14 protein-coding genes are annotated in these 14,280 nt (G+C 66.9%); 6 read left to right on the top strand and 8 right to left on the bottom strand.

What is annotated here, in order from left to right:
* Positions 1-141 precede the first annotated feature (141 nt).
* A complete protein-coding gene (locus IPI67_32100; GenBank protein MBK7584819.1) occupies positions 142-558 on the top strand; it encodes a VOC family protein in 417 nt (138 codons plus the stop codon).
* Between the two features lie 63 nt (positions 559-621).
* On the opposite strand, the gene IPI67_32105 is transcribed toward IPI67_32100, so the two are convergent.
* The gene (locus IPI67_32105) at positions 622-1,971 is read right to left on the bottom strand and encodes a dipeptidase (GenBank protein MBK7584820.1); all 1,350 of its coding nucleotides are present in this window, start codon (positions 1,969-1,971) and stop codon (positions 622-624) included.
* A 15-nt stretch (positions 1,972-1,986) separates the two neighbouring features.
* Positions 1,987-2,259, bottom strand: a complete 273-nt coding sequence (locus tag IPI67_32110; protein MBK7584821.1) for a TMEM165/GDT1 family protein — start codon at positions 2,257-2,259, stop codon at positions 1,987-1,989.
* 135 nt (positions 2,260-2,394) lie between these two features.
* On the opposite strand from IPI67_32110, the gene IPI67_32115 reads away from it, so the two are divergent.
* A complete protein-coding gene (locus tag IPI67_32115) occupies positions 2,395-3,120 on the top strand; it encodes a hypothetical protein (protein ID MBK7584822.1) in 726 nt (241 codons plus the stop codon).
* A gap of 10 nt (positions 3,121-3,130) precedes the next feature.
* Here the strand turns inward: IPI67_32115 and IPI67_32120 are convergent, their stop codons facing one another.
* The 3 genes from IPI67_32120 to IPI67_32130 form a co-directional block, all read right to left on the bottom strand.
* The gene (locus IPI67_32120; protein MBK7584823.1) at positions 3,131-4,669 is read right to left on the bottom strand and encodes a hypothetical protein; all 1,539 of its coding nucleotides are present in this window, start codon (positions 4,667-4,669) and stop codon (positions 3,131-3,133) included.
* Positions 4,666-5,613 (bottom strand): hypothetical protein, encoded by a 948-nt coding sequence (locus IPI67_32125; GenBank protein MBK7584824.1) that lies wholly within the window; start codon positions 5,611-5,613, stop codon positions 4,666-4,668. The genes IPI67_32120 and IPI67_32125 overlap by 4 nt, the downstream gene beginning before the upstream one ends.
* 139 nt (positions 5,614-5,752) lie before the next feature.
* Positions 5,753-6,409 carry a pyridoxamine 5'-phosphate oxidase family protein gene (locus tag IPI67_32130; protein MBK7584825.1) on the bottom strand — a complete coding sequence of 219 codons (657 nt, stop codon included), beginning with the start codon at positions 6,407-6,409 and terminating at the stop codon, positions 5,753-5,755.
* 99 nt (positions 6,410-6,508) lie between these two features.
* Between IPI67_32130 and IPI67_32135 the strand changes: the two genes are divergently transcribed.
* From IPI67_32135 to IPI67_32145, 3 genes are read left to right on the top strand one after another with little or no spacing between them, the layout of a single operon-like run.
* Positions 6,509-7,957, top strand: a complete 1,449-nt coding sequence (locus tag IPI67_32135; protein ID MBK7584826.1) for a PLP-dependent aminotransferase family protein — start codon at positions 6,509-6,511, stop codon at positions 7,955-7,957.
* A 6-nt stretch (positions 7,958-7,963) separates the two neighbouring features.
* A complete protein-coding gene (locus tag IPI67_32140) occupies positions 7,964-8,974 on the top strand; it encodes a discoidin domain-containing protein (GenBank protein ID MBK7584827.1) in 1,011 nt (336 codons plus the stop codon).
* Positions 8,975-8,985: 11 nt separating this feature from the next.
* Positions 8,986-9,546 carry a DUF615 domain-containing protein gene (locus tag IPI67_32145; GenBank protein ID MBK7584828.1) on the top strand — a complete coding sequence of 187 codons (561 nt, stop codon included), beginning with the start codon at positions 8,986-8,988 and terminating at the stop codon, positions 9,544-9,546.
* A 12-nt stretch (positions 9,547-9,558) separates the two neighbouring features.
* Here IPI67_32145 and IPI67_32150 read toward each other — a convergent pair whose 3' ends face one another.
* The 3 genes from IPI67_32150 to IPI67_32160 are packed head-to-tail and all read right to left on the bottom strand — an operon-like array spanning position 9,559 to position 13,150.
* Positions 9,559-11,301, bottom strand: a complete 1,743-nt coding sequence (locus tag IPI67_32150) for an asparagine synthase (GenBank protein ID MBK7584829.1) — start codon at positions 11,299-11,301, stop codon at positions 9,559-9,561.
* Positions 11,301-12,461, bottom strand: a complete 1,161-nt coding sequence (locus tag IPI67_32155) for a hypothetical protein (GenBank protein ID MBK7584830.1) — start codon at positions 12,459-12,461, stop codon at positions 11,301-11,303. Before IPI67_32155 ends, IPI67_32150 begins: the two co-directional genes overlap by 1 nt.
* Positions 12,458-13,150, bottom strand: coding sequence for an AraC family ligand binding domain-containing protein (locus IPI67_32160; GenBank protein ID MBK7584831.1), 693 nt, complete (start codon positions 13,148-13,150; stop codon positions 12,458-12,460). Before IPI67_32160 ends, IPI67_32155 begins: the two co-directional genes overlap by 4 nt.
* Before the next feature lie 165 nt (positions 13,151-13,315).
* Between IPI67_32160 and IPI67_32165 the strand changes: the two genes are divergently transcribed.
* Positions 13,316-14,263, top strand: a complete 948-nt coding sequence (locus tag IPI67_32165; protein MBK7584832.1) for a hypothetical protein — start codon at positions 13,316-13,318, stop codon at positions 14,261-14,263.
* Positions 14,264-14,280 lie beyond the last annotated feature (17 nt).

Genomic DNA, 14,280 nt, shown 5'->3' on the forward strand with positions numbered 1-14,280 from the left:
GCAGTCGACAGCCCTTCCGACTAGAAGGGTTGAGATCCCTGGAGCTTTTCCCGACTTGCGGCAGACGGCAAGCAGATCAAAAGCGGGGCGCGCGGCAGTCCACGGGTGAAGATTGCCAGGCGGGCGAACTAAGCTGAAGCAATGACCATCACACTGCGTGGGCTAGCCCACGTTGGCATCCGCGTCCATGACCTGGAACGGTCGCTGGGCTTCTACCGCTTGCTCGGCTTCGAGAAGACCGTGGGACCGATCGGACCGGAGCCGGTTGCGATCCTGGAACACCCGTCCGGCATCGAGCTCAACCTCGTGCTCAACGCCAAGGACCCGCGAGCAACCAACGTCCTGATGGACGTTCCCGAGAAACACCCGGGCATCACCCACATTGCGCTCTTCTGCCCGGACATCCTGGCGGCGAAGGCGGAGCTCGAAGCGGCGGGGTTTCCCCCGAGCGGGGGTCCGGTGAAGTTTCCTACGGGCGCTCAGGCCATCTTCGTGCGAGATCCAGATCGCAACGTGATCGAGCTCCATCAGCGGTCCGACGCGCAAACACCAGAATGACCGGAGGAGCCGCCATGAGTGACGCCAACACCGCCCGCGACGAAAACGCGGGCGCCGGCGCGCTCACTTGTGCGAGGCCGCATCGGCCTGCGCCGCCGCCGCGACCTCGACCCGCTGCCACACCCGAAGCACGTTGCCGGAGCAGATCTTCTCGATTTCGGCGTCCGAATAGCCGCGCTCCAAGAGGACCTTTATCAGACTCGGATAGGCGCCGACATCCTTGAGCCCGACCGGGAGCGAGTCCCCCACCCCGTCGAAGTCACTGCCCAATCCGACGTGGTCGACGCCCACGAGCGCCTTCACGTGATCGATGTGATCCGCGACCTGCGCCACGCTCGCAAACCCCGCCGGGTTGTCCTTCTCGAACCGCTCTAGCAGAGGTTTTGCGCGAGCATCGTTCGACTCGAGTTTGTGTTTTCTTAGCAGCGCCGCCCGTTGTTTCCAGCGTTCGGTCTCCTGTTTCTGCAGCTTCGGATCGAGGAAACCGGAGCCGAAGTTGATCTGGATGACGCCTCCCTTGGATGCCAGTTCTCGGATCATGTCGTCGCTCATGTTGCGCATCCAGCCCGGCGTGAAGTGCCGACACGACGAGTGCGAGGCGATCACCGGGACCGTACTCACCTTCATCACGTCCCGGAACGCATCGTCGGAGATGTGCGAAACATCGACCAGGATGCCGAGCCGGTTCATCTCGCCCACGACCTGCTTTCCGAACGGACTCAACCCCTTGTTCTTGTGACGGTCGTCGTACGACGAGTCCGAGAGGTGGTTGTCCTTCGAGTGTGCGAGGGTGATGTAGCGCACGCCGCGATCGAAGAAGAACTTCACGTTCTCCAGCTTCTTCTCGACGGGTGACCCGTTCTCCATGCCCAGCAAGAGCGAGATTTTGCCGTCCTTCTTGTTCTGCCTGACCTCCTCGGTCGAGCGCGCCATGCGAAACTTGTCGGGGGACTTCTTGGCAATGTCCTCGACCAGATCGATCAGCTGATTCGCCAGCTTCTTCGCGCCGCCAGCCTCGAACTTGGCCGGCACGTAGATGCTCATGAACGGCGCATCGAGCCCGCCCGTGACGGCGCGCGGGTAGTCGAAGTTGCCCTTCGCTGTGCGCTCCGCGACGTCTTCCGTGACCTTGCCCGCCTTGTCGCGGGACTGCCACAGGCGATACGGAACGTCGACGTGCCCGTCCAGGATGATGAAGCGGTGGGCGAGCTCGTTCGCTTTTTGATCGAGATCAATCGGCTTCGGAGCGGCCGCGGCGCTCGCGCTCGGGGGCGCGGCAGGCTCGCTCGTCGCGCTCGGCGGCGCGGACGTCGGAGTCGGCTCGGCGGCTCTTGCCGAGTCCGACGCCGGTGGCGGGCTGGGCGCACAACCAGAATAGACTACGGCGAGAGCGAGCCACGCTGACGGTTTCACCGGCGCAGCTTACGGCTAAGCTTTCACGAGCGTCCAGAGACCGACGGCGATGAAACCGAGACCGGCCACCCAGTGCAACGCCTTGTCGCTGACGTACCTGGAGATCAGCGCACCACCGAGCACTCCCAGGGCCGAGGTCGCGACCAGCGCCAGCGCGGCGCCGGAGAAGACGATCCACTTCGAGGTCTTGGCATCCGCCGCGTAGAGCAGCGTCGCGAGCTGGGTTTTGTCCCCGAGCTCGGCGAGGAACACGGTGGAAAAAACAGTGACGAAGAGCTTCATGTCCATGACGCGCCGGGCCGGTCCTTCCGCGGTAGTCACCCTGGAGAGGGGTGCGAACCGAGGGTGATTACAGCAGAAAGTAAGCCGGAGTGGGCCGCACGGCACACCCGCCCCCTGGGCACGAGGGCGCAGGTGATTAACATGGCGGAAAGCATGCTCGACCGCGGCTCTCTGACCATCGCCCGCCTTCGAGGGATCCCCATCCGCCTGCACTGGACGCTCCCGATCGGTGCGCTCGTTTTCGGCGGGTTCCGGTACGCCCCCGGCTTCTGGCTCGGCTTCGTCTTGCTCGTCCTGATCCACGAGCTCGGTCATGCATTCTTGGTTCGGTCCTTCCGCCTGCGCGTCGAGGGCATCGACATCACTGGCTTCGGCGGCCTCTGCCATTGGTCGGGACGAGCCACCGCTGTGCAGCGCAGTATCATTGCCTGGGGCGGTGTGGTGGCCCAAGGCCTGCTGCTCGCGGCTACGTTCGCGACCCTCGCCTTGGTCGGCAGGCCTCACACCGCGTTCATGGCCGACATGGTCAGTGTGTTCACCTTCACCAATCTCTGGCTGATCGCGCTGAACCTGCTGCCCGTGCCGCCGCTCGACGGGCATGAAGCCTGGAAGCTCGTGGGGCAACTCGCGCGGGGCGGTCGTTCCACGCGCCGCTCGTCCGGCGCCGAGCGGGTACAGGGCGTGACCTGGAAACCCCCGCCGACCTGGTCTGGCTGGCGCGCAGCAGGCAAGAAGCCATCGTCCTCCCCGCCACCGCGCGGCTCGGAGCCACCCAAGAAGGACAAACCCAGCCCCGAAGCCATGGCGGAGCTCGCGCGCATGCTGGAAAAAGTCGGCGAAGAGGCCAAGAAGGCCCGCCGCAACTGAGCCAGCGTCCCTACTTCTTCACTTCGCCGGTTGCGAGATCGATGTCGATGTCGCGGAGGACACGGGGCGCGAAGCAGATCACGGCTGGCTGCGAGCCCTTCACCTTCTCGCGCACCAGCTTCTCGATCTTCTTCCCCATCGCCAGCGTGGGGACGAACGCTCCGAAGTAGCGCTTGCCGTTGTCCTCGGTCTCGGCAAAACGCGTCCCGGCGAGCTCGGTGTGTCCCTTGATGGCCTTGCGGGTCAGCGGGAAGTCGTAGTCCTTCGGCGTGACCTTGGTGATGCCGTACATCAACACGTAGATGTCCTTGCAGCCCTCGGTCGCGAGCTTGGGAATGCGAACGTGGCCGGGAAACTGCCGACCCCACTCCCACTTCACTTCCTGGACCTGAGCGGCGGGAGGTGTCGTGCGGTACAAGCCGTTGCCCGCGGCGAGCCACACGCGGCCGTCGACTGCCGCGTGGACACTCGTGGGTGAGGTCACACCTTCGGGCAGGGCCACCCTCTCCCAGTCGTGTTTCGGCGCTCGCTTCCAGACTGTTCCCTGCACCTTGTCGTTGTCGAAGGGCTGCCCGGTCACGACCCACAACGTTCCATCGCTGCCAAGCGAGGCGGAGATTGTGGGCAAGACGAACGGGTTCTTCACTACCTCGAAGCGCTCGCCGTCGAAGTGGACCGTGATCGCGCTCTTCCATGCGTCGCCGATGACCCAGACGTCTTTCGCCGTGCGCGCCAGCAGGTAGGTCTCGTTGTAAGGATTCGGTCCGTCGAACCGCTCGACCTGTCCGCGCGTCGCGCCCGCCTTCCACCACTCGATCGCGAACTTGTCGTCGTCACAGGTGGCCCCCGCGCTGAAGACCTCTCCGGTTGGGAGCGCCGTGAAGCCGGAGGCTCGAACCAAGGTCCCGCAGCTCGTCTTGGTGGTGACGGGCAGCGGCGGGCGCTTGGCTGAACCCAGCCACTTGAAGCGTACAGTGTCATTGGTGTCGTACGGCATCACGTTGTAGAGCAGCGCCAAGAGGCCGCCGGACCAGGTCGCGAGGCCGGCGTAGATCCAGCGCTGTCCCAGGTCGTTGCCCGACGTGGCCCAGCTGCCTCCGTTCCACTTCCGGATACCACCCCAGCCAACGCGGCCGTTCGAGAGCGTGATGGCAGCCCAGGCGTCGTCGGGCCAGCTGCCGACGATCCCGCGGATCCCCATGAAACCTTCCAGGCCCTTGCCGTACTTTTCGTCTTCGATCAGGCGGTCGCCGTCGACCAACGCGAGCGGGATGCCGCCGTTGCTGCGCACGAACAGCCGCTCACCCACCGGGTAGAGATCGAGCGGATGTTCGGCACGGACAAGCAGGTGGAACGGGCTCTTGGCGTGTTTCGGTGCGTCGGGTACCGGCGCGGAGGCAGTCGCGCTGGCTGCCGACGAGGGCGCCGACGCTGCGGTGGGCATTGCACTTGGCGGCGCGGGGCCATCGGCAGGAGGCGGAGCTGTTCCGCCGCAAGCGGCTGCGACCACCACACCCAACGACAACGAGCAGGTCTTGACGGACATCATGGTTTCTCCAGCTTCACGGGTAGCTCCCCTTGTGCGAGGGTCACTTCACTCTCGATGACGGCGCTCTCGTCGCTCACGCCCGCGGGGTGTTCGACGCGCTGGTAGGCAACCCGCCAGGCGAGCGGAAGACCGTCCGCTGCGGGCGCCAGCGTGAGCTCCACGAGCGCCCACCGGGTTCCGTCGGCGCCGAGGCGATCGTCGTGGATCACCCGACGCGGGACACCAACCTTGCCGAGCGGGCGATAGTGGCGCGCGAGATACCGCACACTACGCGTGACGCTGGCGTAGTCGTCGCCCACGGCTTCGACCGAGATCTCCAGGCGACGGAACAGGTCGCCTGTGGGAAATGCGTGCCCCACACCCACACTCTCGAGCTCGAGCTCGACGCGGCGCGACGAGATGCGTCGCGCCCGTACGACGATGGCGTCCTTCAGCGACGACTCGCGACGCTGGCGCGAAAACCCATGCTGGCGTCGCGTGCCGTCCTTCGGCATGTGACAGGTCGCACAGGCCAGCCCCGCAAACTTCCCCCGGGCGTGCTCACTGACCGTGGACTGCATGAGCTCGGGTCGGGGCCGCGCAAGGGTGTCCGGAAAAGCGAACTCGTGACACGAAGCGCAGGCTCCGACCGATGCAAAGCGGGCGTCACGCTGCAGACGGTGCGGGGCGCGCTCCGGGCCGGCCTCCGCGCGCGGCGCCGCGAGCACGACCTCGCCGCTCAGATGACAGGTGACACAGCCCACTCCGAGCTGCGACAGCTCCGCCGGTGCGTCGGCAGAAGGGTCAGCCTCCGGCGCGTGACAGCTCCGGCACATGGCGAGTGGCTCCCGAGCGAGGGCGCGCTGGTAGGCCGGATCACGATCCGAGCGCTGGTGTGGTGACCCCCGCCACTCCCGCGCGACGTCCGCGTGGCAGCGGACACACTCCCGGTTTGCTCGCGCCATCGCCAGACCGCGAGCGCGGGCCGGTCGTGGCAGCTCGACGGCTGCTGGGGCCGGCGGCTTCGCGGGCGGCGCGGCGGGACCGGCGCAGCACGCGAATGCAAGCGGGAGCGCGAGCAGACTTCGCACGCGCGGGACGTTATCACTCGAAGCGCGCGCCGCCCACGTCGAGCGGCGCAATCGCTGCGCCGTCAACGAGGTCCGAAGCAGGTTCGGGCCGAAGCGCTCGGAGCTCGAGCGGCACGACACCCGCCCAGCACGGCCGCTCGAGATCGGACGCGAGGTCGAGGGGGGGACCACGCCGGATCTTGGCGGAGGCTTCGCCGACGGGAAATGCCACGACGCGGGTCGCCGAGAGCTCGGCGTCGTTCGGCTCGCGCACTTCGAGCGAGCGGCCGGGGGTGACGTGGTCCACCAACGCGGCCAGCACCCGCCGCTTCTCCTGCGCGTCCTCGACTTCGCGCCCACGACCGAAGATGACGACCGAGCGGTAGTTCATCGAGTGGTGCATGGCGGAGCGGGCGAGCACGAGGCCGTCGAGAATGGTCACGCTGACACACGCGGACACGCCCTCGACCAGCGCGGCGAGCATGCGGTTCTTCTTGGCTCCGTGCAGGAAGAGCTCGTCCCCCACGCGCACGTGAGCTGTCGGGAGCACGTAGGGCTGTCCTTCGCGGACGAAGGCCACCTGACACAGGAGCGCCGCATCCAGGATGTCGTGCACGACCCTCGGGTCGTACGACCCGCGCTCGGGGTGGCGTTTCAGCTGGGTACGTTGGGTGGGGGAGCTCGCGACCATTTTCACACCTGCCTTGTGGCAAGCGACACTGTGTCCCAAACTGGACTAGATGAAAGGTACAGTTTGAAAAGACCGGATAGGCCAGTTCGACGCTCCGGGCTGCCGCTCGACCTGGCAGAACACGCGGGCGAGGCACTGTTCGTCCAGATCGCGCGGGCGCTCTCGGACGACATCCGGCGCGGACGTCTGCGTCCCGGCGCCCGCTTGCCCGGCGCGCGGACGCTGGCGAGCGAGCTGGCGGTACACCGAAACACCGTCGTTGCGGCCTACAGCGAGCTGGCGGCGGAAGGCTGGATCGTCGCACGAGAAGCGCGGGGGTCGTTCGTCTCGTCCGCGCTGCCGGAGACTTCGCCTCGGCGTTTCACTCGCAGCGTTGCACCCGCGGGGGTCGCCCGACGACCCGGCTTCGACCTCGGACGATTTCCCGACCTCGACGAGAGCGCCCCGCCGCGCGGCGCGCTGGTCTTGTCCGGGGGAGTGCCGGACGTACGCCTTGCACCCAAGCTGGAGCTTGGGCGGGCGCTCCGGCGGGTGCTCGGGCGCGACAGCGTCCGGGTGTCGAGCTACGGCAACGAGCAGGGACACCCCGCACTCCGCAGCGCGGTCGCCGAACTGTTGACCACGACGCGAGGTGTGCTCGCTGCGGCCGACGACGTGCTCGTAACCCGCGGCAGTCAGATGGCGCTGTACTTGATCGCGCGCGTGCTGCTCTCGCCCGGCGACGTCGTGGCGGTCGAAGCGCTGGGGTACCGACCGGCCTGGAACGTGTTCTCGAGCCTGGGCGCCGAGTGTCTACCGGTGCCAGTGGATGCCGCTGGCCTCGACGTGAGTGCGCTCGAACGCGCGCTCGAACGCCGGCCGATCCGTGCGCTCTACCTCACTCCGCACCATCAGTATCCGACGCTGGCCACGCTGAGCGCGCCGCGTCGCCTCGCGTTGCTCTGGCTGGCGGAGAGACACCGCTTTGCGATCATCGAAGACGACTACGATCACGAGTTCCACTACGAAGGACGACCCGTGCTCCCGTTGGCAAGCGCGGACCGCGCGGGGGTGGTGCTCTACGTCGGCACGCTGTCGAAGATCTTCACACCGGGCCTGCGCGTTGGGTGGGTGGTCGGGCCGCCTCCCGTCATAGAAGCGATGAGCCGCGTGCGCGCCCACATCGATCGCCAGGGCGACTTGCTGCTCGAGGCGGCGCTGGGCGAGTTGCTCGAAGACGGAGTCGTGCAGCGCCACGCGCGCAAGGCCCGGCGCATCTATCAGGCGCGCCGCGACCATCTGCTGGAGGCGCTCCGGCGCCACACCGGCGACTGCCTGAGCATCCGGGTCCCCACCGGCGGCATGGCGCTCTGGGCTCGGACCCAGGGCATCGACGCGGACGCCTGGGCCAAGCGCGCGCTCTCGCACGGGGTGGTCGTGCTGCCAGCGCGCCGTTTTGCGTTCGACGGCCGAGCCCGACCGTTCTTGCGCCTCGGGTTCGCCAGCCTGAACGAGCGCGAGCTGAGCGAAGCAGCGCGACGCCTCGGTCGCGCCCGCAGCAGCAAGTGACAGCGCTTGCGAGCACAGCGTGCCTTCGATACCTTCCGCAACCGCTCCGTGGCCCGCCTGTTTCGTGAAATCTTCGTCGAGCGCTTCCTGCTCCGCCGGGCCGAGCGCCGCGCTGCGAGCGCCTCTCCGGAGCAGCGGCGGGAAATGCGCCGACTGCTCGGCGCCGCGCGCGCGAGAGTCGGCGCGGCCGGGCAGCTCCGCAGTCCCGGCGAGAACGGCCCCGCGTTCAGGCTGCTGGGCGAGGCGTTTGCGATCCTGGTGAGCGCGCACCTCGTGGCGCGCGGAGAGGCCGACGGTGAACGCGTGCTCGGAGCGGCGTCGGCATGGCAGAAGCTGGAAGCGCTCGCGGAAACGGGTGAGCTGGCGCGCGCGCCGACGGACCTCGAAGGTTTTCTGAGCAACGAGGACGTGCTCGCCGCCGATCGACTCGAACCTCGCGAGGCCCTGCGCCTCCGCCCACAGCTCGAAGCCCTGCTCCGGCAGCTCGCCGGCGCGCTCGAGGTGCGCAGCGTGCGCCGCATCAAGGTCAACCGCGCCCTGCGCATGGTGGCGGTCGCGGCCGGCCTCTTGACGCTGCTCGTCGCGACGGTGGCTTGGGCGCTCGCGCCGGCCAACGTCGCCCGGGGCAAGCCGGTGACGACGAGCAGCATCTTCCCGAGAACACCCGATCCGGCCGGCGCCACCGACGGTGTGCGAGGGCGCGGGTTCGGGGTGCACACGACCTTCGAGCATCTGCCGTGGGTCATCATCGACCTGGGCAAGAGCTACAAACTCTCGGAGGTCGTCGTGTACCACCGCAGCGACAACCATCAGCTCGAGACCCTGCCGCTCACCTTGCAGCTCTCACAGGACGGCGCGAGCTACTCGGAAATCTCGACGCGCAGCACGTTGTTCACGGCAGAAGAGCCTTGGCACCAGAAACTCGACGGTAAGCCCGCGCGCTACGTCCGGCTGATCGTGAACAAAAAAGAGAAGGGCTACATCGCCCTCAGTGAGATCGAAGTCTACGGAAGGTAGCGAATACGGAGATGCCCCGACGACGCTTGCACGAGACCTCACCCGAGGCCACGACCGAGACCGACGAAGATCTGGTCTCGCGCACGGACAAGAAGCGCGCGCGGCGTGTGCGCGAGGACGCACTCTTCGAGCTCACCCGGGAGCTGACCGCACTCAGTGAGAAGAACCTCGGGCGACTGGGCCTGCCGGAGCCGGTCCTGGACGCCATCCTCGACGCTCAGAAGATCAAGAGCCCGCGCGCTCGCGGTCGGCAAGAGCGGGTCGTGCGTGGCGCACTGCGGGACGCCGAGTGGCCGGCAGTTCGCGCGCGACTCGACACCCTGCTCTTGCACGGCACGGCTCCGACGGCGGCGCCTGCACCGGGCGAGGGCAAAGAGCGCGAGTGGGTGGTGCGCCTCTTGGGTGAAGGCAGCACCGGGCTCGACGCTTTTCTGGCGGACCACCCGAGTGTGGATCGCGAGCACCTGTTCAAGCTCGTCCGCGCGGCGGGTCGCGGTGCGCCGGACGTGCGCAAGCGGGCCGAGGGCAAGCTCGCGCGGACGATTGCGCTCCTGTTGCGGCATCCGGGTTGAGCGCGCGCCGACTCAGACGGGCTCACCCTCGACCACGATGCGGCGCCAGAGCTCGAACGTGAGCAGCATCCACAGGCGTAACCCGTACCGGCCCGGTCCCTCCTCCGTGTCATACGAGAGGAGCTGCGCGACCCGCTTGGGATCGAAGATGCCAGCCCGCACGATCTCCTTCTTGCTCAAGATCTTCCGAGCGAAACGCCGCATCTCGCCCTGAAACCAGAAGTGAACCGGCACACGCATGCCGCTCTTCGGGCGCCGAATCACCGCTTCCGGCAGCGCGTCCTTGTACGCGAGCTTGAGCACTACCTTCTCCACACCCTGCCGCAGCTTCAAGGTCGGCGGCATCCGGAAAGACAGCTTCAACAATCGCTCGTCGAACAGCGGCGACAACATGGTCAGGGCGAAGGCTCCGGTCATGCGGTCCACCTTGGGCAGGATCAGGTGCGCGCCCTTCTGTCGGATGTTGATCGCACACAGCTTGTTCAGGAACGCGGTGGGCAGCTCGGCGTCGAGCTCACCCGAGAACACCCCTTCGAGATCCTGCTGTGCATCCACCTTGGAACGCCAGCTGGGCACCATCAGACGCGCCCACTCCTCGTAGCTGCGACGATAGGAAGCCAGGTACATGCGCGCGCGAAACCCCGAGTCTCGATCGATGCCGCCATACCAGTGGTGGAGCAGCATCGGGATGTTCTTGGGGCCGCCAAAGACCGGATCTCCTCCCTCACCGTTGAACACACACGCCACATCGCGCGACACGCGCCCGGCGAGCTCGAAGTTGGGCACCGTGATCGGGTCGCCGATCGGATCGTCGAGGTGCCAGACGATGCGGCGCAGGCGCGGCAAGAAGTCCTTCGGGCGCAGCAACACCTCTTCGTGCTCGGTGCCACAACGCTCTGCTACAGAGCGGGCGTACGGCAGCTCGTTGTCGTAGTCGTCCCCGAAGTGGATGGCGTAGGTCTTGACCTTGGCGTCGTGTTGTCGGGCGACCTCCGCGGTGACGGCGCTCGAGTCGAGCCCGCCCGACAAGAAGACACCGACGGGCTCACCGCGGGGCAGCCGCACCGCAACGGCGTCCCGGTGCAGCTCGGCAAAACGCCGGATCCACTCGGCGTCCGGCGCTGATTCGAGCTCACGATCGTCCTCGAACTCGTACCAGCGCGTGATCGCCGGCTCGGCCGCAGCGCCCTCGAGCTCGAGCCGATGTCCGGGGCGAAGCTCGTGCACACCTTCGAGCATGGTGCCGCTGCCGGGTACGAAGCTCATGCTGAGGTACTGCGCGACCGCGGCGGCGCGGATCCTGCGTGGGAACCCGGGCGCCGACAGGATGCCCTTTGGTTCCACCGCGAACAGCAGACGTCCCGCATGGCGAGCCCAGTACAGCGTGCGAACGCCGGCTCCGTCGCGTGCGAGACAGAGCCTCGCGCCGTCGAACGCGGCAAAGGTGAAGGCGCCGGTGAGCTCGCTCACGAGCTCTGGACCCAGCCTGCGGTAATCCGCCAGCAGCTGCGCGGGGGACACGAACCGGGAGCCGGTCAGGTATCCGCTCATTGCGATACACGCGTCGGCTTCCGAGGCGAGGCATGCGGAGCGCAAGCGCGGCGAAGCTTCGGGCCGGGCGGCACGCACGGCCACGCTGCCCTGTGCCGAGACGAAGCTGACGACCTTGCCGCGACCGCGGTGAGCGAGCACTTCGCTCATGCGTTCGAGCAGGCGCGGCTCGGGAGGCCCTGTGAAACCGAAGAGCGCGCCCATCAGCCGAAGTCGGCGTCGCCGCCGAAGTCCGCGCTGCCACCGAAGTCCGCGCTGCCGCCATGAGCTGCACCGTCATCGCCCGACGAATCGTGACTCGACTCGAAGCTCGAGTCCGAAGACGCCCCGCCTCCGTCGGAACCCGTCGAGCCGGGCTCTGCGGGTCGCTGCGGCGGCTGGGGATGCTCGACCGATTCCGGGACCGGCGGTGGCGCGAGGGCGAGCCCCGCCAAGCCGCCGGCGAGCGCACCGAAGGCGATCAGATCCACCGGGACCGCGAACGCGGTCGCCTCGGGGACGGTGGGCCCGAGGGCCTTGATCTTGGGGACGTCTTTGGGAAACAACCCGGCATCGATCAATTGACGACCGGACAGCGGCAAGAGCCCGGAGGCGATCAGGCGCTCGCGCATGCGAGTCCCGGTTGGTGTCGCGTCGTGCAGCAGCAGCACGGGCAGATCGGCTCGCTCCTGGAGCAGCCGCTTGGCATGAGAGAGCAGATAACTCGGGTAGCCATTTTCGCTGAGCACGAGCGCCCGCTGATCGGCGTGGAAGTTGTTCTTCACGAACAGATCGACCAGCAGGTCGTGCTGCACGACCAAGATCCGCTCGACACCGTAGTCGTAGATGTCGCTCTCGCGATACGGACCGGGCGCACGATCGAGCGACGGTTTCTCGAGCAGTCGCTCGATGGGGCGCTCGGCGGCCCTCCACTTGTTGACCCAGCCACGCAATGCTTCACGCGAGGCCGCCGCGCGGCCCTCGGGGGAAATCTGGCGTTGAAAGCGACCGGCAATCCAGGCGACGACCCCCACCAGGATGACCAGCGCCGACACGAGCACGAGCGCGGTCGAGTCCAACACACGCCCGACGACCACACCGACGACTCCGCCAAGCACCGCAAGGCGGCCGCTCCTGCCGCCCAGGGTGAGAAGAGTCTCGAACACAGCCAGGATGCGCTGCTCTCGCCCACGGCAGTAACGAGCGTAGAGCTGATTGAAGGTGAAGTAGTAGGTGTCCTTGGCGCTAGCGCCGGACAAGAGCGCCATGAACTTGGTGTCCGTGATGCCGTCGCTCTTCGGATCGAAAACGTACTGATACTTGCAGCTCTTGCACGCGGTGCCTTCGCGCCGGGTCTGGCTGGTGGCGCACTTCGGACACTTCACGCCGACACGCTCCGCGTGATGATGGTGCGGTTCAGCATCGGGTGATCTTCGTCGGTCGGTCCGGTGTCACTGTCCGGGTGATAGACGACGACGTCGAGTGCTTCGTCATCAGTGAAAAAACTGTGCGCGGCGTCGGCGGCAATGATGAAGACCACGCCGGGTGACAGGTCGTGTTCTCGCGTCGGTGTCACACATCGGCCCGAGCCACGTGTGACCATACCGACCCGCACGGACGGATGAGTGTGCCGGGTCTGGCGCGTGCGAGCCGGAATGTGCAGGTGGTTCAGGCACGGATCACCAAGGCGGCTCGGCGGCAACAGGAGCGAGTCCGTGCAGCCGTCGATGTAGCGCAGGCGACCGCGTGCCTCGATGGGTCCACCCAGGCAAAACACTCCCGAGTGTCCGAGGCGCGACATGACGACCCCCTTGCCGGCGCCCCCGATGCTGCCCCGGCCGACCACGGCGGCGTACATGCCTGCGCTCAACGTGAAGCGCCCGGCGTTGCACACGAGCCCGGCCTCGCCCTGATGAACGAAGACGTAGTGCGTCGCGCCATCGGTGAGCTCGAGCACGGCGCCACTCCAGCCGGCGAGCGCGCTGGGCAGCGCGCCTCCCGGCTCGAGGCCGAGGCCGTGCTCCAAACTTGCGAGCCGAATGCCGTCTGGCGTTCGCTCTTCGGGGGAGGACATCGCACGGGAGAGTAGCGCGGCGCGGCTGCGAAGTGACCTACTGAGTTCAGACCGCCCCGTGAGCGTCGCTCGGGACTTCGCCAGGGTTTTGCCCCGCATTCGACCTGTTGGTCAGCCGAGCAAATCTTGCGACACTGGGCTAACCGCCCCTCCTACGGCCAGCTCATGACACACGCAATGCATGGTGTTCCGTGGACCCCGGCGAAGATGCGCGCCGCGGTCCAGAAGGTGCAAATAGGCGGCTCAGTCAGCTTCTCCTTCGGAACGGATCCGCTGGACTGTCTGCGTCAACTCGATGGGCAGGTCTTCGCGCTGCGCCCCGACCTGAACCTCCACATCTCGCCCAACCTGAAGGGCGCGAAGTTCACCGAGGCAGAGCTCGAGACCGTAGCCTCCCTCGAACACGTCCGCGGACTCGAGGTCTCCGCTTCCAAACAAGCCCGACTCTCAGCCCTTGGCGCCTTGCGACACCTCGAACGCCTGACCCTCCGCGGAAGCCTGCCGGACGTCGAGTTCGTGGGCCAGCTGCCGGCGCTCACCCAGGTCTTCGTGTGCGGTGCCGCCAAAGGACTCGATTCACTCGGGACCTGCTCCGCGCTGGAGCAGCTCCACATCCAGTCCGCGGCGGTACCATCCCTCGCCTTCATCGAGTCGCTGCCGCGGCTGCACCGAGTCACGCTCGACGGCGTGCAGCAGGTGGGTGGGCTCGAAGCTCTGACGCGCCTGCCAGCATTGGAAGTGCTTCAGCTGAGCGAGATCAAAGAGCTCGTCGACGTCGACTTCATCGCTGCGCTCGCCAGAGTCGAGAGCCTCACAGTGAGGCAGTCGCGAGTAGTCAAGCTGCCCGATCTCTCCGGCCTCGAGCGCCTCACCGAACTGCAGCTTCATCTGATGAAGGCCTGGACCAACCCCGAGGTGATGGCGACGCTGCCATGCGTCGAGCGGATCAAACTCGAAGAGATCAACACCAAGCTGAAAGCCGAGCGCTTCTTCTTCCTGGCGGAGATGGGCTTGAGCCATCTGGACATCGAGTTCCTGGATTTCAACAAGGGACGCATCGAGGCGATCACCGCGCACTTCGCCAGGTTGGGCAAAAGCGCGCAGCTCGCCTGACGCTACACCGCGGCTTG

The sequence above is a fragment of the Myxococcales bacterium genome (genome assembly GCA_016706225.1).
Lineage (GTDB): Bacteria > Myxococcota_A > Polyangia > Polyangiales > Polyangiaceae > JADJKB01.

What these genes read in the sequence shown, in the direction of transcription:
- IPI67_32100 (MBK7584819.1), top strand. Translation starts at nt 142, where the DNA reads ATGACCATCACACTGCGTGGGCTAGCCCACGTTGGCATCCGCGTCCAT.
- IPI67_32110 (MBK7584821.1), bottom strand. Translation starts at nt 2,259, where the DNA reads ATGGACATGAAGCTCTTCGTCACTGTTTTTTCCACCGTGTTCCTCGCC.
- IPI67_32115 (MBK7584822.1), top strand. Translation starts at nt 2,395, where the DNA reads ATGGCGGAAAGCATGCTCGACCGCGGCTCTCTGACCATCGCCCGCCTT.
- IPI67_32120 (MBK7584823.1), bottom strand. Translation starts at nt 4,669, where the DNA reads ATGATGTCCGTCAAGACCTGCTCGTTGTCGTTGGGTGTGGTGGTCGCA.
- IPI67_32125 (MBK7584824.1), bottom strand. Translation starts at nt 5,613, where the DNA reads ATGGCGCGAGCAAACCGGGAGTGTGTCCGCTGCCACGCGGACGTCGCG.
- IPI67_32130 (MBK7584825.1), bottom strand. Translation starts at nt 6,409, where the DNA reads ATGGTCGCGAGCTCCCCCACCCAACGTACCCAGCTGAAACGCCACCCC.
- IPI67_32145 (MBK7584828.1), top strand. Translation starts at nt 8,986, where the DNA reads ATGCCCCGACGACGCTTGCACGAGACCTCACCCGAGGCCACGACCGAG.
- IPI67_32150 (MBK7584829.1), bottom strand. Translation starts at nt 11,301, where the DNA reads ATGGGCGCGCTCTTCGGTTTCACAGGGCCTCCCGAGCCGCGCCTGCTC.
- IPI67_32160 (MBK7584831.1), bottom strand. Translation starts at nt 13,150, where the DNA reads ATGTCCTCCCCCGAAGAGCGAACGCCAGACGGCATTCGGCTCGCAAGT.
- IPI67_32165 (MBK7584832.1), top strand. Translation starts at nt 13,316, where the DNA reads ATGACACACGCAATGCATGGTGTTCCGTGGACCCCGGCGAAGATGCGC.